14 protein-coding genes are annotated in these 19,982 nt (G+C 63.0%); 6 read left to right on the top strand and 8 right to left on the bottom strand.

The window, feature by feature from the left end; genetic code table 11:
• Positions 1-85: 85 nt before the first annotated feature.
• On the bottom strand, positions 86-1,981 hold the full coding sequence (gene tssF / locus C9I57_RS10290; RefSeq protein ID WP_107150506.1) for a type VI secretion system baseplate subunit TssF: 1,896 nt from the start codon (positions 1,979-1,981) through the stop codon (positions 86-88).
• A 210-nt stretch (positions 1,982-2,191) separates the two neighbouring features.
• Here tssF and C9I57_RS10285 point away from each other — a divergent pair, with 210 nt between their 5' ends.
• Complete coding sequence (locus C9I57_RS10285) at positions 2,192-3,232, top strand: hypothetical protein (RefSeq protein ID WP_107150505.1); 1,041 nt, start codon at positions 2,192-2,194, stop codon at positions 3,230-3,232.
• A gap of 127 nt (positions 3,233-3,359) precedes the next feature.
• On the opposite strand, the gene C9I57_RS10280 is transcribed toward C9I57_RS10285, so the two are convergent.
• On the bottom strand, positions 3,360-5,081 hold the full coding sequence (locus C9I57_RS10280; protein ID WP_107150504.1) for an FAD-dependent oxidoreductase: 1,722 nt from the start codon (positions 5,079-5,081) through the stop codon (positions 3,360-3,362).
• 157 nt (positions 5,082-5,238) lie between these two features.
• Positions 5,239-5,877, bottom strand: coding sequence for a putative colanic acid biosynthesis acetyltransferase (locus C9I57_RS10275; protein WP_107150503.1), 639 nt, complete (start codon positions 5,875-5,877; stop codon positions 5,239-5,241).
• A gap of 200 nt (positions 5,878-6,077) precedes the next feature.
• On the opposite strand from C9I57_RS10275, the gene C9I57_RS32710 reads away from it, so the two are divergent.
• Positions 6,078-6,755 carry a hypothetical protein gene (locus C9I57_RS32710; protein WP_181321789.1) on the top strand — a complete coding sequence of 226 codons (678 nt, stop codon included), beginning with the start codon at positions 6,078-6,080 and terminating at the stop codon, positions 6,753-6,755.
• Positions 6,756-6,783: 28 nt separating this feature from the next.
• Here the strand turns inward: C9I57_RS32710 and C9I57_RS10260 are convergent, their stop codons facing one another.
• The 5 genes from C9I57_RS10260 to C9I57_RS10240 form a co-directional block, all read right to left on the bottom strand.
• Positions 6,784-7,671: a transglutaminase family protein gene (locus C9I57_RS10260; protein ID WP_107150501.1), complete on the bottom strand. Its 888-nt coding sequence runs from the start codon at positions 7,669-7,671 to the stop codon at positions 6,784-6,786.
• Positions 7,668-10,340 (bottom strand): circularly permuted type 2 ATP-grasp protein, encoded by a 2,673-nt coding sequence (locus tag C9I57_RS10255; protein WP_107150500.1) that lies wholly within the window; start codon positions 10,338-10,340, stop codon positions 7,668-7,670. The genes C9I57_RS10260 and C9I57_RS10255 overlap by 4 nt, the downstream gene beginning before the upstream one ends.
• A 28-nt stretch (positions 10,341-10,368) precedes the next feature.
• Positions 10,369-13,893 (bottom strand): transglutaminase family protein, encoded by a 3,525-nt coding sequence (locus tag C9I57_RS10250; protein WP_107150499.1) that lies wholly within the window; start codon positions 13,891-13,893, stop codon positions 10,369-10,371.
• A gap of 57 nt (positions 13,894-13,950) precedes the next feature.
• Positions 13,951-14,946, bottom strand: a complete 996-nt coding sequence (locus C9I57_RS10245; protein ID WP_107150498.1) for an alpha-E domain-containing protein — start codon at positions 14,944-14,946, stop codon at positions 13,951-13,953.
• An 83-nt stretch (positions 14,947-15,029) separates the two neighbouring features.
• On the bottom strand, positions 15,030-16,505 hold the full coding sequence (locus tag C9I57_RS10240; RefSeq protein WP_107150497.1) for a circularly permuted type 2 ATP-grasp protein: 1,476 nt from the start codon (positions 16,503-16,505) through the stop codon (positions 15,030-15,032).
• Between the two features lie 558 nt (positions 16,506-17,063).
• On the opposite strand from C9I57_RS10240, the gene C9I57_RS33810 reads away from it, so the two are divergent.
• The 4 genes from C9I57_RS33810 to C9I57_RS10225 all read left to right on the top strand — a co-directional run bounded on the left by C9I57_RS33810 (position 17,064) and on the right by C9I57_RS10225 (position 19,925).
• On the top strand, positions 17,064-17,186 hold the full coding sequence (locus tag C9I57_RS33810) for a lariocidin family lasso peptide (RefSeq protein ID WP_440130188.1): 123 nt from the start codon (positions 17,064-17,066) through the stop codon (positions 17,184-17,186).
• Between the two features lie 82 nt (positions 17,187-17,268).
• Positions 17,269-17,547, top strand: a complete 279-nt coding sequence (locus C9I57_RS10235) for a hypothetical protein (RefSeq protein WP_107150496.1) — start codon at positions 17,269-17,271, stop codon at positions 17,545-17,547.
• On the top strand, positions 17,537-18,025 hold the full coding sequence (locus C9I57_RS10230) for a lasso peptide biosynthesis protein (protein ID WP_181321788.1): 489 nt from the start codon (positions 17,537-17,539) through the stop codon (positions 18,023-18,025). The genes C9I57_RS10235 and C9I57_RS10230 overlap by 11 nt, the downstream gene beginning before the upstream one ends.
• On the top strand, positions 17,994-19,925 hold the full coding sequence (locus C9I57_RS10225; protein ID WP_146166195.1) for an asparagine synthase-related protein: 1,932 nt from the start codon (positions 17,994-17,996) through the stop codon (positions 19,923-19,925). Before C9I57_RS10230 ends, C9I57_RS10225 begins: the two co-directional genes overlap by 32 nt.
• Positions 19,926-19,982: the final 57 nt, after the last annotated feature.

Genomic DNA, 19,982 nt, shown 5'->3' with positions numbered 1-19,982 from the left:
ACCTATCAGAAGTGTCAGCCTATCTAATCCGGAAAATTCTTATAAAAATCTCGAAGGTAAACGTTTCCCTCCGCAGCGGCAATATTCAAAGAATCGGTGTCGCCCCCATCAGCGGCTTGCCGCGCCAAAGTTCGATCCCGTATTGCCCGGAAATCAGCACTAACTGTACAAAGCTGTATTCCGGCGCATAGGGCGTAAAAAACCGCTCCATTACGCCGGCGAAAACGGCGATGCTGTGCGCTGCGAACGCTTGATCGCTGATCGTCAGGGTGATTTCGATCCCGCGAACGAACCCCGGCTGTGGCTGCATCACCAACCACTGCATCACGGATCGCCGGGCAAGATGCGTGACGCCGTCGATCTGCTTGCCCTGCATTCGCGAGAGGCTTGCGAACTGACGGAACATCTCCTTCAGTTCGTCGAGTCCTTTCGGGTTGAGTCTCACCGGCTGCGGCACTTGCATTGAAATGAGCCGCCAAAGCGAGCCATCGGTCCGAGGCAGTTTGCCCACGGACGTGGGCACATGCAGCAGCGTAATCTTTTCCGCGACGGCATCGCGCTCCATCTGCAGGTCGCCCTCTGGCGCGCCCACCGGCAGCGAATGCGGCAGATCGCCGTTCGAACAGGTGACATCGACGGTCAACTGGCCGACGTCCGTTGCCATCGACTTGCCATCGGCTCCGACGAGGTCGAGCGCGGCCGGGCTCGCGCCGCGAAGCCACCGCTCGGCATTACGCGCAATGAATATCCACCGTGGGTCGTTCAGCCCAGCCGAGCCGCCGATCAACGACGTCAACGGACGGGCCTCCTTTCCATCTGCGGTGCGCACTGCGTCGATGGACCAAGCCTCAGCGGGCGCACTATCGTTGCGCTTGACATTGATCGGCCATACGCCCGTCTTCGGCTCGCGCGTAAGGGGCACGTTCGCCTCGGCGAACAAATTCACGACTGGTGTACAGAAGAGCTTGAAATGCCTCGGGGATACCTGCATCAGGCGATGCGCATTCCAAGAGTCCGGGTGAACGGCCCGTACGGCCAGATGCAGCGTGACGTTTCCTCCGTCGCCGGCGGCGCGACGCAGCGACGCGAAGTCGACATCGATGAAGTCGAAGCGCTCCGGGAACGCGAAATACTCGGTCAGCAATTGAAACGAACTACTCGTTCGATCAGCGTGGACGAGCCCGTCGTGCGCACCAAACCCCGCAGCCGCGATAGGCACGGTCTCGAGCCGTTTCCAGTGTCCGGCACTGTCCTCCACATAGGCCACAGCCGTGCGCAACAACATGGTGTCCATGAGGGACGTCACGACTTCGCGCGAGCCCGCAAGATGCATGCGGACAGTGGACGGCAACGTCATATTGGGTTGCCCGGCGCGCACGGCCGCGCTGAATGCGATCGATAGCATACCGCTCGTATCCGGGGGCAGCGTTACGCCGGACGGTGCGCTCGGCATCGGCAAGTACCGCGCCTCCGTAATGCCGAGCGGTGCGAGCACGACGTCATAGACCGTGCTGAAATAGCACTTGCCCGCCTTCGTCAATAGTTCGGTCCCACGCGGAACGGTGACCGGCTGCATCCGGTTCTCGAACATGCCGGCGATGTCGAACTGCGCAATCGAGCACGAGGGAAACGGCCGCAGGTACTGCGGATAGATGATGCTCAACAGCAGTTCCGCGAGCTCGGGGTAGTCGTCGTCAATCCTTGCGCTGATACGCGCGGCCAGGAACGCGAACGACTGCATCATCCGCTCGACGTGTGGATCTTCCGACTGTCCGCCGCTTATCGACAGGCGCGCCGCGGCTCTCGGATACTGTTCGGCGAAATTCTGTAAGCTGCGGCGGAGCAGCGCGAGCTCGCGTTCGTAGTAGTGCAGTAGCTGGTCGTCGTCGATCATCGGATAGGGATATGTAGCGGTTGCGGCAAGCCTCGGCAGGCCGGCTTGCTGACTAATTGATGCCTGAAGGCGCCGTTTGCGCTGCATTGCCAGCGCGAGTCGCTACATTAGTTCGTCCGAACTCTCGGTCGGGCATCGCGCGAAAAAATCGGACTGACGCACGCTCTGGGGCGGTTCGCTTCGAGGTCGCTTGCGATCAGCAAGAGGCATGTTGGTCCGTCGCCGGCCTCCTCGCGCGGAAAAGAGTATAAAGTTTCGATAACAACGCGAACGTTTTTGCAATCGAATAGAAAACCCATGCGAATGCTCTTTTTTGCTAACGATCTTGGCGGCGGCAACGCTTTATTGCCACTCATAGACAAAGCCGGAACAAGTGTGAATCGATGCTTTCTGATTGCGATGGGGCCGTCTTTTGACTTGTGGGAGACAAGCGGGCTCAATCCATTCAAAGCAAATCCAAAGACATTTCGCATACAAATCCATGCGCTTATCGAGAAGCATCGACCAGACGTGATCGTCACGGGAACAAGCATCGGCTCACGATTCGAGCACATTGTTTGGAGCGAAGCAAAGCGCGCCCGCGTTCCGACGCTCGCGATCATAGACGGCTGGGTAAAGATTCGCGATCGCTTTCTCGGCGCGGATCGTCGCCGAGCATTGCCCGAGCGTTTCGGGGCAGTGGATCTTCACATCAAGCGGACCGTCGTTCGAACATGCAAGGTATCCCCGTCGAGAATCGACGTCGTCGGCCATCCGCACTTGCAGGCGATCACGGCCGATCTTCGCCGCGAAAGGCGTACACGAGCGATCAAGTCTTGCCCCACGATTGGATTTTTCTCGACGCCCTTGGTAGATAGTGAGTCGACTCACGGCATTGCGGCGGCCAATGATTTGGTTCGTCAGCTAGCCGCTCGCCCCCGAATCAAACTGTTAATTAAGCCTCATCCGCGCGAGCGGATCGAGCCATGGAAGGAATGGATTGCAAGCCTACATGCGGACCCGATTCATCCGGCAATGGAAGTTTGCATATCGGACAGTCTGCCGACCAAACAGATTCTCAAAGAAGTCGACATAGCGATCGGCTTGCCGACATCGGTAATGATTGAAGCGGCGTTCGCCGGGATTCCCGTCATCATCCTCGAACCAACCGAGCGGTCTCATCGGAATCCTGCCATCGATCGCTACCTCAGCGACCGCGTCGCGCGAACCTGCGACGAGCTGATCCGAAAGATGGACGCTTTGGCGTCAATTGAAGAGACGCGCATCTTCGACGATGCGATCACGCGCGAAGCCGATTCTCGAGCAATGAGGGTGGTACGAATTCTGGGCAAGGCGTAGCGCGCCATGCCCGCTACCCTTAGCTTTCGCGATCGGACATGTGCCGAGAGACCTATACCCTCACGGCACGACAAGCGTCTTGGCCCCACGCCTTTGCTGCTTAACATTCAAAGACCGTGGAGACGTCTCACTCCTTCGCAACATGCGAAAGCGTCGCCGCGGCAAACGGCAGCGTATCGACCGACGAAGACAAACCCGCCCCCATGCCGATCCGAGCATCGTTCGCCGCGACGGCATCGGGCTTGCCGAGCAGGTTCGCGAGGCGCTCGGCCAAACGAAGCGCGAGTGCGGTGATCGTGATCGTCGGAAAGTTCGCGCCAACGCTTGGGAACACCGAGCTTCCCGCGATATGGAGGTTGGCCACGCCGTGCACGGCGCAGTGTCTGTCGACCACGCCTTCGCGCGGCGAATCGTGCATACGCGTCGTGCCCATGTGATGCCAGGTACCCTCGAGCCCCGACGGCCATTCGCGCCCCTGGAGCGGCTCGTCGAGCTTGACCTCGGCCACGCCGCCGGCACGCAGCTCTTCGGCGACGAGCTCGAACGTGCGGTCGAATGTGCGCTGCACGAGTTCGTCGAGTAGCCACGCGACTCTCACGCGCGGCATGCCCAGCGCATCGCGCTCCGTGCCGAGCGTCACGCGGCTGTCGGGGTTGGGCGCGGCCTCGACGATCGCTTGCAGCCTGACGTCGGTGATCAGCGAGCGCGGCTGCAATAATCGCGTCATCAAAAAGCCGGCCGTGTCGACCGGGTGCGCGGCCATTGTCTCGAGATCGTCAGCCAGCTTCCAGCCTGGTTGCTCCTTCTTCAGCAGCGCCTGCTTGCAGCGGATCAGCGCCTCGGCACCGGCACTGCCCTCGCCGTAAAAGAGCGAGAAGAACCAGACGCGCGCGTTGAGCAGCCGCTCGCGCGTCAGTACCTCGGGCGTGAGCGCGAACTGCGAGGAAATCGGCGTGCCGTGCGCGGAAACAGCCGCGTTCTGATAGTGGAACTTGATGTCGTAGAGCTTGTTGCGCGCCCACTCGTCGGAGAAGCGCACGCTCGCCGACATGATGCGCGGGTGATCCATGAAGAAGCGGCCGACGATATCGTGTCCGTTGCCGAGCCCGGCCGGCTGCGTGCGATTCGAGGCGAGAAGAAGCCGCGCGTTTTCGATGCCGCCCGCGGCCAACACGTAGTGCTTGGCGACAAAAGTCAGGCGGCGGCCCGTGAGGGTCGCCGCATCAATGCGCGCGACACGTGCCCCGTCGAGATTCGTCTCGATGTTGACCGCATTCGCATGGAGGAACACACGCACGAACGGCGATCGCTCGAGATCCTTGCGATAGAGCTTGCCGAAACGCGCGGGCGGGCTGAACTGCGCGATCGTATCGCGCACGTTGCCGGTCACGAAGGGGATGCGGCGCACGTCGGGGCGGTTGATCGCCCCTTCCCAGAACGCCGGGTCGAACGTATTCGGCCCGAGCTTCAGCAGCGCATGCGTACGCGCATAGTATGGCGCGAGCTCGTCGAGCCCGAAGGGCCAGCCGCTGTGAGGCACCCAGTCACGCTTCTCGAAGTCCCAAGGGTCGAGCGGACGGCACCAGCCGCCCCAGCAGTTGCTGCTGCCGCCGAGATAGCGGCTGCGGCTGCCGTCGGCGAAGGTGTAGGGCAGCCCGACATTCTCGCCGCGATAAAGGTCTCGGGTTTCGTCATCGGGTTTGTACCCGCCGCTTTCGAGCAGACAGGTGTCGATGCCCATGCGGTTCAATTCGAGCGCGAGCGTGATCCCCGCTACGCCAGCGCCGATGATACAAACCGTCGTCTCTACCTGGTGCCCCTCATCGACGGTACGTGTGTCGATAAACATGGTATTCCCCTTGTTTCTTGTGATCTTCGTTCGCGTGAGCCGTGGGTATCGGCCAACATGGCGCAGCTTGCTGCCAACGCGCACTGCGCGCCGCGAGCGCCGCGCGCTACGCATACGATCAGAGCAAAGAGCTTTCCGCTTCGCATGCGGCGAAACATCAGGAGTTGAAGCGCTTGCGCAGGAATCGGCAGGGATTGCCGCCATAAACGCCTTCCGGCGCGAGCGATCGATGCACGACGGAGAGCGGCGTGACGACGGCCGAGCGGCCGATGGTGACGCCCATTTGTACGACGCATTTGGAGGTGATCCACACCCCGTCTTCAATGACGATCGGCGCTACGCGCAGATCCATCGTCGTGCTCATATCGTGCGAGCCGGCAGTAAGGAACGTGCCTTGCGAGATGCATACATGCGACCCGATGCGGATGGGCGCTTGGTTATATATCCATACGTCGACTCCGAACCAGCAGTGATTCCCCACTTCCAGATTCCACGGTGCCTTGACACGCAGCGGGTGCACGAATCGGCAACCCGTGCCGATCCGCGCGCCAAAGAGGCGCAACAGCGCCACCCGCAGCGCCGAGCTGGGCACGAGTTTGTTGTTGATGATGCAGGCCTCGACGAGGAACCAGAGCGCCTCGATCAACACGCCGCGCCTCGCGACGTAGTTGCCCTTGCCGGCCCGCGAGAGATCGACGACGCGGCCGGTCTTTCGTCCGGACCACTGACGCCGCTCGAAATCGTCTTCTCGCGCTTGCGCGCCAACTACCCTTTCCTGCTCGATATGGCTTTCCATCGCCAATTACCCTCGGATTCCCTCGTATGTTTGCGATGTTTTTTCTTATCACCGACGAAACTCATTATTGGCTGGGCCGTCTATCGAGCTTTGTAGGCGTCCGCACCAATGGCGGGTTCGGGCGGTGTTTTGGCGGCGCCGGGCGTGGGACGCGCGCGACGATGAACGAACGACAGTCGAGCCGCTCAAGGAGTCCATCTGTGTCATTACCACTATGTGCACGATCGTCATTCGACATTGAGTCAGTGCCCATCCGGTCATTCCCGATTGGGTCATTCCCGACAAGGCCTGCCCGCGGGCACGAGCCTCGCAGAGCCGTTGCGCTGACGCACGTCGCGCGCGCCGCCTGCGTCGCGCTCGCGCTTGCCGCGGCCGCGCCCGTCGCCGCTCAACAAGCCCAGCAGCAAGCCGCGGGCGCGAATGCCGCCGCGGGGAACGATCGCGCGACCGCGCGCGCCGTGAATGAGCCCTTGCGTGGGATTAGCAAGGAAGATGCACTCCTCGGAGGCCCCGGCGCCTATCGCGACCCCTATCGTTCGCAATACGACGCAGGCGAGACCGGCGAATCAGATCTGATGAAAGCCGAGCGCGTGCCGAACGGCGCGACCGATCAGGGTGCGAAGGGTTACGACCCGTTGCCGCCGGGCGGACGGCGACAGCTCGGACGCGCGGCGGGCGCTGGAGGCGCGGCGGCCGATGCGGGTGGAGTAGGCGCCGCTGGCGGCGCCGGCGCGGGCAACGTGGCTGTCGCGGGTGGCAAGGGCGCCCCCGGCGCCGCACCGCCCGATACGGCGCAACAGGCCGCGAAGTCGCTCTATAGCGACCCGTTCGGCGGCGCGAAGGGCGCGGCACAGCAGGTCTATCACACGCCCTGGTAAGGCTACGCGCCGTGGCGCTCTTTCGCTTTCAACCCGCGGCGACGCTCACGGCGACGTCGACGCTGTGCTCGCCTCCGCCGAGGATGATTCCGCGCAGCAGCGACACGTCGCTATAGTCGCGACCTCGCGCCAGCGTCACATGATTGAGATCGGCGAGCACGTCGTTGGTCGGATCGAGGTCGATCCAGCCCGTGCCCGGGCAAAACACCGACACCCACGCATGCGACGCATCGGCACCCACGAGTCGCGGCTCGTCTGACGGCGGCAACGTGCGCAGGTATCCGCTCACGTAACGCGCGCTCAATCCAATCGAACGCAAGCACCCGATCATCACCTGCGCGAAGTCCTGACAGACGCCATGCCGCAAATCGAATGCACGCATCGCGGGCGTATCGAATGTCGTGGCCTGCGGCTTGTACTCGAAATCGGCATGGATCCGGTGCATCAGGTCGATTGCGGCCGCGGCGAGCGGCGTGCCGTGCGCGAAGCTTGGCAGCGCGTAGGCGCGCAACTCGGGTTCGAGCGCGATGTTGGGCGACGCAAAGCGAAATTCGGTCTCGGGCAGATAAGCGCCACCCGCGCGAAACCGCAACGCGTCGGCGACGTCTTCCCAGGCAGGCGCTGCATCGGGATCGAGATCGCGCCAGCGCGGCGTGAGGACGACGGTCGTCTCGCTCGTCAAGCGCAGACTCTCGTGCGGTGTATCGAATATGAAGTAGAGCAGTTCATTGCCGAATGCATCGACGCGCGAGGTGCTATAGGCGGGCGCCGGCTCGATCGTCTCCTCGTGCGTCACGACGCGCTGCCAGGGGCAATCGAGCGGCCTGATCGTCGCAAGATGACGGGCCGTTTCGACGGGCGTCGAATAGTGATAGGTCGTCGCGTGCGAAACGCAAAGCGTGACTCCATCGCTCATGACGACACCTGTGAAGCAAGCGCGCCTTCGGCATGGATGAAGTAGCGCGCGCTGACCTCGTTGGACGCCGCGGCAACATGCGCGGCCAGTTGATCGCATAGCGCGAGCAGCGCCGCGTAGCGCCCCGCCTCATCGAGCGTGCAGAGCGCTTCGAGCGACGGCAGCGATTCGACAGGCGGCATCGACTCTCCGAAGGGCCGCCGATTGGCAGCGCCCGCGGCCGCGGCGATCTCGTCGAGCTTCTTGCGCAATCGCTCGTAGACACCGTAAAGGCCGCGCGGATTGGTCGGATCGACGACGATGAGATCGACGAGCGCCGGCACCTCGAGCCGCCCCGGATAGAGCGAGCGATAGGTGAGCGTGCTGTCGAAGAGTTGCAGCAACAGATCGAAGCCGGCCGGCGTCGCAAGCGTGCCCGCGTCAGTCACGACGTGCAGAAACGTCGTCATCGCGATGACGCGCTCGATGTGACGCCCCGCGAACAGCAGCCGCCATGCCTCGTCGCGTACCATGCGATCGCCCTGCGCGCCGCTGATCGCCGAGAGCTGCATCGCAAGCACCTCCAGCGCGTTCATCAGTGCGACGCGATCGTAGCTATCGTAGCGATCATGTCGTGGCGAATCGCCTCGAGCCTGCGGCGACGGCGCGCCGTGCACGGCGGCCGGCACGAGCGACAGCGCAAGGAGCGCATCGCGGAAATCGTTGCGCGCGGCGAGGATCGCACGCCAGTGATCGTTCGACAGACGCGCACGAATTTCACCGCTCGCGCGCGCCTGGCTCGCCAGCACGTTACCGACGCTCGCGATGCCCGAATGCTCGTGCAAGCTCGCGACGAGCGCGCGCTCGAATGCATGGCGCGTCTTGCAAGCATCGCCGTCGCCGCTCGCAATGAGCTCGAAGCGGCGCGCGAGCTCGGCGAGCGTCGGCAGCATCTCGTCGGAGTCGTGGCTTTCGAGCGAGCCCAAAATGAGCCGCGCGAGGCGCACGCTGTTCTCGGCGCGCTCGCTATAGCGGCCGGCCCAGAAGAGATTCTCCGCGGCGCGGCTCGAGACGGTGCGATGGCGGTGGCCGCGCGCAAGATCGCGCGGGCTCATCGGCGAAGGCAACAACGAAAACGACGAACCGGGCTGGCTCGAGAGCACCCATGTGTCGACGCTGCTACCGCCCGACTGCATCGAGACGCTCAACTGCCGCTCGTCGGCAAGGCGCGTGAAGCCGCCGGGGAATACATGCCAGCCGCCATTCTCGCCGGCGATCGCATAGGCGCGCAGCGTGCAGGGACGACGCGTGAGCGTGCCGTCCTGATAGCGCGGCGCGCACGAATAGGGCAAGGGTGCCTGGATCGCGAACGCATCGGGCCGCTCTTCGATGCGCTCGCGCCATTCGTCGAGGCGCTGCGGCCCCGCGGCAAGCCCGGGCGGCATGTCGGACGAAGAGGGATGCGGCACGCCCGTCCATGCCGGTGCGAGCCACGCCTCGGAGAGTTGCGCGAAGGCTTGCTCGCGCACGGTTTCTTCACCGCACCACCATGTCGCGATACCGGGCAGCACAAGGGCTTCGCCGAAGAGCGCGTCGGCGATGCCGGGCAGAAAGCCATGCAGCGCTGCCGATTCGAGAAAACCCGCGCCCGGCGAGTTCGAGACGACCACATTGCCGGCGCGCATGACCTGCAACAGGCCCGGCACGCCGATCGTCGAATCGGCGCGCAGCTCGACCGGATCGCAAAAGCTGTCGTCGAGCCGGCGCAGCATCCCGTGCACACGCTCGAGCCCGGCGAGCGTCTTCAGATAGAGCTTGTCGCCGCGCACGGTGAGGTCCGTGCCTTCGACGAGCGTAAGCCCGAGGTATCGCGCGAGAAAGACATGCTCGAAATAGGTCTCGCTGAAGGGGCCGGGGCTCAGCAGTGCGATATGAGGTGAATCGCCGCGCTCGCGGCGCTCGTCGAGCGTCATCGTGGCCCGCGCCGATTTCGCGAGCGTCGCGATCAGCTGCGAGTACGACGGCGCGAGCCGCCTCACGCGCAAGGAGCGGAACGGCTCGGCGAAAAGCCCTGCGACGATGAGCCGGTTCTCGAGCGCATAGCCGAGGCCCGATGGCGCCTGCGTCCGATGTCCGGTGACCGTCCATTCGCCGTTCGGCGCTCGCGCGAGATCGACGGCGACGATCTGCAGATAGCGCCCGCCGGGCGGCACATAGCCTCTGAGCGGCCGCAGATAGCCGGGATGACCGAAGACGAGCGCGGGCGGGATCAGGCCGCGCGCGAGCAGCGTCTGGCCACCGTAGGCGTCCGCCACGACCGCTTCGAGAAGCTGCGCGCGCTGCGCCACGCCGCGCTCGATCGTCGCCCACTCCGCCTCGTCGACGATGAGCGGCAGCATATCGAGCGCCCAGGGACGCGGCTCGCCGTTGTCGGCATAGACGTTGTAAGTGATGTCGTTATCGCGGATTTGCCCGGCGATCGACGCGGCCGCCTGCTCGAGGCCCGCCGCGCCCTCCTCGCCGAGCAGGCCGAAGAAGCGCCGCCAGGGCTCGCGAATCGAACCCGTCGCGTTGCGCAGCTCATCCCAGTGGCCCGCGCGCGCGGGCACGTCGCGCAACGAGGCGAGCACTTCGGCTGAATCGCTCGTCTCAGCTGCGGCATCGAACGGCAAAGTCGATTGAAAAGGCAAGGTCGTTCTTTATGGAGACGCCGCTCCGTCAATCAGCACTCGCGCGTCGCAGATCGAGTGTGAACGGCAACTCGAGGCTGCGCTCGCGCGCCCTCACGACCACCGGCCCGGGCGTGTGACCGATCGTGAAAAAACGTGCGCGCCGCCGGCTCTGCGCTTCGTAAGCGTTGACGGGAAACGTCTGGTAATTGCGACCGCCCGGATGGGCGACATGATACTGGCATCCGGCCACGGCGCGGCAAGACCAGGTGTCGACGATGTCGAACGTCAGCGGCGCGTGCGCACCGATCGTAGGATGCAACGAAGATGCCTGCTGCCATGCGCGAAACCGCACGCCGGCCACATACTCGCTCGCGCGGCCGGTCGGCTGCATGGGCAGCGGCACGCCGTTGACCGTCACGACGTGGCGGTTGTCGTTCAAGCCGAGCGCGCGCACCTCGATGCGCTCGAGCGACGAGTCGACGTAGCGGACGGTGCCGCCGATGGCCCCTTCTTCGCCCATCACGTGCCAGGGCTCGAGCGCATGACGCAACGTCAGCGCGATGCCGTCCGCTTGAAGCTCGCCGACGAGCGGAAAGCGGAACTCGAAGTGCGGCTCGAACCAGGCGGGATCGAATGCGTAGCCTGCCGCGTTCATATCGGCGAGCACATCGTCGAAGTCCATTCGCACGAACGTGCCGAGCATGAATCGATCGTGCAGCTCCGTGCCCCAGCGCGTGAGCCGCGTCGTGTAGGGGGCGCGCCAGAAGCGCGCGACGAGCGCGCGCAACAGCAATTGCTGGACGAGACTCATGCGCGCGTGCGGCGGCATCTCGAAGCCGCGCAACTCGAGGAGACCGAGGCGGCCGGCCGGGCCGTCGGGCGAGTAGAGCTTGTCGATGCAGAACTCCGCGCGATGCGTGTTGCCCGTCACGTCGATCAGAATGTTGCGCAACGTCCGGTCGATGAGCCATGGCGGCACCCGTCCGGCTTCCTCGCGCGGAAAGCCCCCGTTCGACGCGAGCAAGTCGACTTGGCGCTGGATTTCTCGAAAGGCAATCTCGAGCTCGTACACCTGATCGTTACGCGCCTCGTCGACGCGCGGCGCCTGACTCGTCGGCCCGATGAAAAGCCCCGAAAACAGGTATGACAGCGACGGGTGGTTGTGCCAATAGGCAATGAGGCTCGCAAGCAGATCGGGGCGGCGCAGAAACGGGCTGTCGGCCGGCGTCGCGGCGCCGAGCACCATGTGGTTGCCGCCGCCCGTGCCCGTATGGCGGCCGTCGAGCATGAATTTCTCGGGCCCGAGATAGGACTCGCGCGCGGCTTCGTAGAGAAACTCCGTGTGATCGACGAGTTGGCCCCAGCTCGAAGCCGGATGGATGTTGACTTCGATGACACCGGGATCGGGCGTGACCTGCAACATTTGGAGTCGCGCATCGCGCGGCGGCGGATAGCCTTCGACGACGATTTGCATCCGCAGGTCGGCCGCCGTCGCCTCCACGGCGGCGAGTAGATCGAGGTAATCGTCGAGCACGGCGAGCGGCGGCATGAAAACGTAGAGCGCGCGGCTACCGCGACCGTCCTCGGCCGCCTCCACCTGCGGGCCGGCCGCGCGCGCCGTCGCGCGCGCTTCGACAACGAGCGCCGTGCGCCGGACCCATGAAGCCGATTCTCCGCGCAGCGGCATGCGGCCCTCGACGGCGCGGCTCTCATTGCTCGCCGCGCCGGTGTCTATCGCGCGACGCGACTGCGCATCGCCTTCTCCGCCGCCTGCTTTTCCGTCTGCGCCGCCTGGGCCACCCGCATCGTCGATCCCTGCCTGCCCCGCATACTGCGTGCGCAACTGCGCGGCGCGGCGCAACGGAGCCGGCGGTGCGAACGGATCGTGTTCATGCAGCCACGGATAGTCGGCTTCGGAGACCCACGGCAGCGAGTCGAGCGGCAGACGGTAGCCCATCGGCGAATCGCCGGGAATCAGATACATCCGCTCGTCGCGGAAAAACCAGGGGCCGGTCACCCAGCGTGGGCCGCCGACGGGGGGCGTCGCGCCCGGCGTGTCACGCTCGCGCGCAAGGGGCAGCGCATAGCCCGTCACGGCCGGCAATCCCGCATCGAAGACGCGGCGCAACCGCACTCTTTCGAGCTCGTCGTCGAGCCGCGAATCGAACGGATCGACGTTGACGGGCAGACGTCGTTCGCGCCAGAGGTAGTACCAGACGTCCTCGTAACCGGCCTGGACGTGTTTCTCGTCGAGCGCAAGCTTCCCCGCGAGGTGGCGGATGAAGTGCTCGGCATGCTCGGACGTGTATTGCATCGGCTCGCGTTCGTCCGCGAAGCGCGCCGGATCGTGCCAGCACGGCTCGCCGTCGGCGCGCCAGAACAGCGAGAGCGCCCAGCGCGGCAACTGCTCGCCCGGATACCACTTGCCCTGCCCCACGTGCAAGAAGCCGTTCGCGCCGTAGCGCGCGCGCAGCTTTTCCATGAGCGCGACCGCGTAGCCGCGCTTCGTCGGCCCAAGGGCGTCCGTATTCCATTCCGCCGCGTCGCGGTCGCGCACGCAAACAAAGGTCGGCTCGCCGCCCATCGTGAGCCGGACATCCATCGACGAAAGATCGGCATCGACCTGCCAGCCCATGAGCTCGACAGCGGCCCATTGGGCGTCGGTATAAGGCTTGGTCACGCGCGGCGTTTCGAGCATCCGCTCGATCGACATCGAATGCGTGAATTCGACCTCGCACTCGTCGAGCGCGCCCGAGATCGGCGCGGCGCTGCCGGGCTGCGGCGTGCAGGCGACGGGGATGTGCCCCTCGCCGGCCAGCAGCCCCGATGTCGGATCGAGCCCGATCCAGCCGGCGCCCGGCAAGTAGACCTCGCACCAGGCATGCAAGTCCGTGAAGTCCGCTTCGGCGCCGCTCGGACCGTCGATCGCTTTCTCATCGGGCGCAAGCTGCAGCAGATAGCCCGAGACGAAGCGGGCCGCAAAGCCGAGCTGCCGCAGCGTCTGAACGAGGAGCCAGCCCGTGTCGCGGCACGAGCCCGACGCCTTCTCGAGCGTTTCCTCGGGCGTCTGCACGCCGGGCTCCATGCGGATCAGATAGCCGATCTCGTGCGCGAGGCGTTGGTTGAGCTCGACGAGGAAATCGATCGTCTTGCGCGGCGTGCGCGAGATGCTGTCGATGAACGCGGCAAAGCGCGGCGTCGCCTCGGCCGTGCGCACGAGGTACGGCGCGAGTTCGCCCTCGAGCTCCGGTGGATAGGCAAACGGGAACTGCTCCGCATACGGCTCCAGAAAGAAGTCGAACGGGTTGTAGACCGACATCTCGGCGACGAGGTCGACGGTCACACTGAATTCGCGCGTCGGTTCGGGAAAAACGAGCCGCGCCTGATAGTTCGCGAAGGCGTCTTGCTGCCAGTTGACGAAGTGATCGGCCGGCTCGACGCGCATCGAGTAGGAGAGGATCGGCGTGCGGCAGTGCGGCGCCGGACGCAGGCGGACGATTTGCGGCCCGAGGGCCACGAGCCGGTCATAGCGGTACTGCGTGACATGGTTTAACGCGACGCGGATCGACACGAAGGAACCTCGGTGCGGTGAGGAAAGGGAAATGCGCTCAGGACGTTAGCAAGGCCGTCACGCCTCGTGCGTCGGCGCGGGCACGGCATCGGGCTCGGGCGCGAGCGGCACGAGCAGGTCGCCGCTCACGCGGCTCGCGAGCTCGTTCACGCGTGCGAGAAAGTCCGTCAGCCACGCATGAAGACCGCCGCGCAAAATGTCGCCGATGCGAGAGGCGCACACATGCTCGTGCAGCTTGATCGCCATCGCTTCGGCCTGCGCGCTGCGCGCGTTGCGCACGCGCGCGAGGATCTGCCGCACTTCCTCGAGGCTCGCGGCGAGCGAGCGCGGCCAGTCGGCAAAGAGGATCAGGAGGTCCGCGATGCGCTCGGGCGTGATGACGTCGCGATAGACCTTGCGGTAGACCTCGAAGCCCGAGACCGAGCGCAGCAGCGCCGCCCAATGGTAATAATCGAGCGACTGCGCGAGCGGCTGCGCGTTGCCGCCGCCGTGCTGCTCGAGCATTTCGAACTTGACGTCGAGAATGCGCGCCGTATTGTCGGCGCGCTCGAGGAACGTGCCGAGGCGCATGAAGTAGAACGCTTCGTCCTTCACCATGGTGCCGAGCTGCACGCCGCGCGAGAGATGCGAGCGGAACTTCACCCATTCGAGGAACTCGCACGGATCGCGCACGAGCACGCCGTCGGCGAGCATACGCTGCGCATCGAGCCACGTGGTGTTGAGCGTCTCCCAGAGCTCCGTCGTGATCGAGCCGCGCACGGCGCGTGCGTTTTCGCGGGCGGCGCGCAGGCAGTTGATGATCGACGAGAGATTGTCGCGGTCGCTCGTCATGAACTCGATGACTTCGCGGCTTGCGAGTGTAGGATGCGCGGCGCAGTAGATGCCGGCAAGCTCGGAGATCGACAGCATGGCGCGCCAGCCGAGCGCCGCGTACTCTTCCGACTGCGGCAGCAGCGACATCTGATAGTTGGCATCGAGCATGCGAGCCGTGTTCTCGGCGCGCTCGGTGTAGCGAGCCATCCAGAAGAGATGGTCGGCGGTGCGGCTGAGCATAATGTCTCCAGTCCAGAACGGTGTTGAACGGCCAACGTCCGCAGGAAGCCCCGCGATGCGGGACGGATGCGGCGACGCAGGCGTTATTGCTCGAGCACCCAGGTATCCTTTGTACCGCCTCCTTGCGACGAATTGACGACGAGCGAGCCTTCTCGCAGCGCGACGCGCGTCAAGCCTCCGGGAACCATGCGCACCTCGCTGCCCGACAGCACGAACGGGCGCAGATCGATATGGCGCGGCGCGATGCCCGCTTCGACGTAGGTCGGGCAGGTCGAAAGCGCGAGCGTCGGTTGCGCAATGTACTTATCGGGGTGCGCGATCAGCACTGAGCGGAACGCTTCGATTTCGGCCCTCGTCGACGCCGGCCCGATCAGCATCCCGTAGCCGCCCGCGCCATGCGTTTCCTTCACCACGAGCTCGGACAGATGATCGAGCACGTAGCTCAGATCCTGCGGCTTGCGGCACATCCATGTCGGCACGTTGTTGAGGATCGGCTCCTCGCCCAGATAGAAGCGGACCATGTCGGGGACGTACGGGTAAATCGACTTGTCGTCGGCGACACCGGTGCCGACCGCGTTCGCGAGCGTCACGTTGCCGGCGCGATAGGCGGCGAGCAGTCCCGCCGCGCCGAGCACCGAATCAGCCCGGAACACTTCGGGGTCGAGAAAATCGTCGTCGACGCGCCGATAAACGACATCGATGCGCTGCGGGCCCTGCGTGGTGCGCATATAGACGTAGCCGTCCTCGACGAAGAGGTCCTTGCCCTCGACGAGCTCGACGCCCATCTGCTGCGCAAGAAAGGCGTGCTCGAAATAGGCCGAGTTGTACATGCCGGGCGTCAGCACGACGACCGTCGGATCGTCGACGCCCTCGGGCGCCGCGGCGCGCAGCGTATCGAGCAACAGGTCGGGATAGTGCGCGACGGGGGCGACACGGTTGCGCGCGAAGAGATCGGGGAAGAGCCGCATCATCATCTTGCGGTTCTCGAGCATATAGGAGACGCCCGACGGCACGCGCAGATTGTCCTCCAATACGTAGAACTCGCCGACGCCCGCCCGCACGATGTCGATGCCGGCGACATGCGCGTAGACGTCGCGCGTCACCTCCACGCCTTCCATCTGCGGCCGATATTGCCCGTTGCCGACGATCTGCTCAGCCGGGATGATGCCGGCGCGCACGATCGCCTTGTCGTGATAGATGTCGTGGATGAAACGGTTCAGCGCGTTCACTCGCTGACGCAGGCCGCGCTCGAGCGCGGCCCATTCTTGCGCGGGGAAGATGCGCGGGATTACGTCGAACGGGATCGTGCGCTCCGTGCCGATGCCGGTTTCGTCCTTGGCGCCATAGACCGCGAACGTAATGCCGACACGGCGGAAGTTGAGGTCCGCCTCCGCACGCTTGTTGCTGATCTGCTGCTCGCTTTGCGCGCGCATCCAGGCGATGAACTCGCGGTAATGCGTGCGCGGGTCGCCCACATCGAGAAAGGTCGCTGGCGAAACGCCCGCGGTGCCGGCGGCACTGCGCTCGAACATCTCGCTGAAGAAAGCTTGAGTCGTCATGGCCGCTATCCATTCGTTATCGGGACCAGGCACGGGCCGAGAAGCGCCCCGCCGCAGCACCTGGTCGAGCTGTCGCCGCCCTTACGGAGCAGTTGGGCGGGCGAGACGCAAGTCGCATGCCTAGCGTCAAAACCGTTAGCCAGGGCGGCTCCGGCAGCGGTTTATCGTGCGGTAGTGCAGACAGCCTCGCCCCAAAACGGGGCGCACATCGATAGCGCGCACCGTCAGAATGCACATTGCGGCGTTCAAGGCCCACAAAGCCTCATCACTGGCAGCCTTTTCGCACGCCAACCCGCGAAGAGGCATCGTCGCTCGGACGGGAGCACTTTGTCGACTAATTAGCAAACCAATCGCCCCCGCCCTCCGCGTCGTCCAGCCTCGCTCGTCGACTTTCAATGAGCGTTTTCGCGCGGTTCCATTTTTCCGTAGTGCAGCCATTCTAGCTTTGCGCGTTCTCTTTCATTTTCAATATAAGCATACTTCGTCTGCCTTGTTATTCGTATTTCGTCAATTGATTCGAAAAGCACGGCACAACCCATTCATTTTTGAGGAGCAAAAATGGTCAACGCATTCATTCAACCATCCAAGATCGTCTCATATGGAAAGTTTCTCGCCGTGATTTTGTCAAAGAAGTCAGTCCCGGGTGATGGTTGGTTGGGCCGCGGCGCAAAGGGTATGTAAGGTGATATAACGGAGCACGCAGGGCGAGCGATGAGCTTTCCCTGCGGCAGTTACAAGGTCGCAATCACAAAAGAGGAAAAATATGGAAACCGCGGATACCACATTATCAATCGATACAACGGACTACTTTGTGCTCGATGACGAACTGATAGTTTTCAGCGCAACGAAGCAAGAGTATTTCGGAATTCACGGTGCTGCGAGACTCGTCTTCGACACGCTGGCCGAAATCAACGGCAGCGCAACGGCAAAAGAAGTCGAGCAACTCATCCGCAATTCCCGCGAGATAATGCCCACTGATAGCGCACTGATCCATGAAGCGGTCAAGGCGTTGCTTGAACTCGGGGTGCTGCGTGAACTCTGAGCAACGGCACATTCTTCTGTTACACGGTTTGGTCCGCGCCCTCCTACTCGAGCGAGCAATCGACGATGCCTATCTCACCATCTGCAAGAACGTCTTCCCAGGGGCGGTTCTAGGAAATTTTCCAGCTTCGCCAAAAACAATCGATCATCATTACTTGACCAGGATCTGCGATTTCATTTACGAACTCGACGGGAAAGAATGGAGTTACGCCTCATGTTATTCAGCGAGCATAGTCGTTCAACTTATATCTCTTGTCTTCGGAGTCGACTCAGAAATCATCATAGGAGTTAAGAAACAAGACCAAAAGATGATCGGCCATGCATGGGTAGAGCTTAGCGGAGTGAACCGCAAACAAATCATTACGCCGGGGCGAATTGGTATCAACGAATTCAAAGTAATCAAGCGGCTTCGCCCCGAAAACGCAATTCAATCATGGATGGAAAAACGTGCGACTTTGGACGCTGCTGTTAAATCATGAACCCGATCAGGCTACTCGTTATGTGGAGCGCCTGCTCGCGGCTGTCGAGGACATCGACGTGCTCCGATTCCGACGCAAAGATCTTCCTCACGCGCTACTGCTGCAACTTGACGTCAGACTGGTCCCAGGAAGTGGCGCAAACGGACTGCACCCGGAGACATTTGGTAGCAACACCGTCTACAGTGGCTGGTTACGAGATACGCGACACGATCGCCTATGCTCCTGGCTGCACGATGATGAGCTCACCATCGATCCGCTCGCGGCATCAGTCATCGGCGAATTCAGCTATGCCACCATTGGCACGACGGTCGCCAGCATCGTCTCAGATCATTACGCAACGCATCCGATCTATTACCATCGTGCACCCGACGGGCAATGGACTGTCAGCAATGACCTTCGGCTAGTCCTTCTGTCACCTGATGTTGCTTTGCGGATTGAACGCTCGGCATGCAGCTACTTTCTCACGTCTGCGGTGATGGTAGACGAGAACGAATTCCCGCGCGGGAAGACATTCTTTGCCGATATTCGAAAAGTTGAACCCGACAGCGTCCTCACCATCGCACTTGATGGGCTGACGCACAAGATAGTTCCTCGTGAACGGTTCCCTTGGCCCCGACTAGCAAGCATCGCCCCAAAACGCGACGAATGTGTCGAAGCGTTCAAGGATGTATTTGAACGGTCGGTGCGTGATCGCATTTCAGCCGGCGCCGGCGGGCTTTTACTGAGCGGCGGTATCGATTCGAGTACCGTACTCGGCGCTTGCCTTTCTTCGGGTATCAATGCTCCTTTTAGTGTCAGTATGGCATTCAGAGACCCCGACCTCGTGATGAGCCATGACGAAAAACTGCTCGCCTCACTCTTCGGCACCCACAGCCTTCCACACACGATAATCCACGCCGATGGAGCTTTGCGTCTTCCCGCGCTGGACGACCCGTCTCCATTCGTCGATGGCCCCAATTCATCAGCGAACCCACTGGTCGCAGAAGCCTTTGCCGCCGAATTCGAGCGGCGCCACGTCTCACTTGTCATGACGGGAGAAGGCGGAGACATCGTGCTTGGCGAAGGAATGCATGACTGGATTTTTGATGGCGTTCGTCAAAGCGAGGGAATCGCAGGCCTTCATCGCTACCTGACAAATCGACTAGGCATGCGGTTCGGATCGACCGCGTACTTGCGCGGCGTGCTCGGCTCGTTTTTGCCATCGCTTGGCCGCTGCGCATTGGTTTGCGAGACGCGACAACAGCGTGTAGCGCGGTTGCCCGGCTATCTCAAGCGGCCCATCGCCCAGGCAAACACCGAGGCCTCGGCGCCGGCACCCGGTCAAGGTCGAGGTCGAGCGATGCGATTCGCCTATGCTGCCCACCACTACATGCATAGCATGTTGTTTCCGCGCGCATCGTACTTTGACGCAATAAACGTCCAGTGCATCCACTCGCATCCATTCCTCGATCCGAGGGTGATCCAATTCGCGCTAACCTGTCCACCGCATGTCCATCACGACTACTTCAACCTGGACCGGCGCAACCCCTACGCGAGCGCCAAAATGCTTGCCCGTCTCGCTTATCGCCGAGAGCTGCCCGAGGCGATCACCCAAAAGACGCACAAGACCAGCTATGCGTCAATGGCGCGCCGCATGTTCCACAATAGTGCCGGTTCGCTTTATTCCCTTGCTTCACGCCCAATGTTGCTAAACGAATGGGGACTCGTCGATCAATCGGAGTTTCGTCGCCAACTGATGGCGTACATCGCCGCGATGGAAGACCCAAACGCAAATCCGGGTATCCGCTACCACTACATGCGGGGCGTATACGAGCTCGAAACCTGGCTGCGGCGCTTTTCAGGTCCGCGCGCGCAGCTTGAACAGCATTTGAAATTTCGCCCCGTTCGCCGCTTTCTGTGAATCGCCGGACCACCACTGGCGGGAACGCTGTAAGCCGCGCCGCCATAGCATGTCCAT

Source organism: Trinickia symbiotica, from assembly GCF_003028655.1.
GTDB lineage: Bacteria > Pseudomonadota > Gammaproteobacteria > Burkholderiales > Burkholderiaceae > Trinickia > Trinickia symbiotica_A.
Note: the sequence above shows the minus strand (reverse complement) of the source record. Positions and strands in the feature narration are given on the sequence as shown.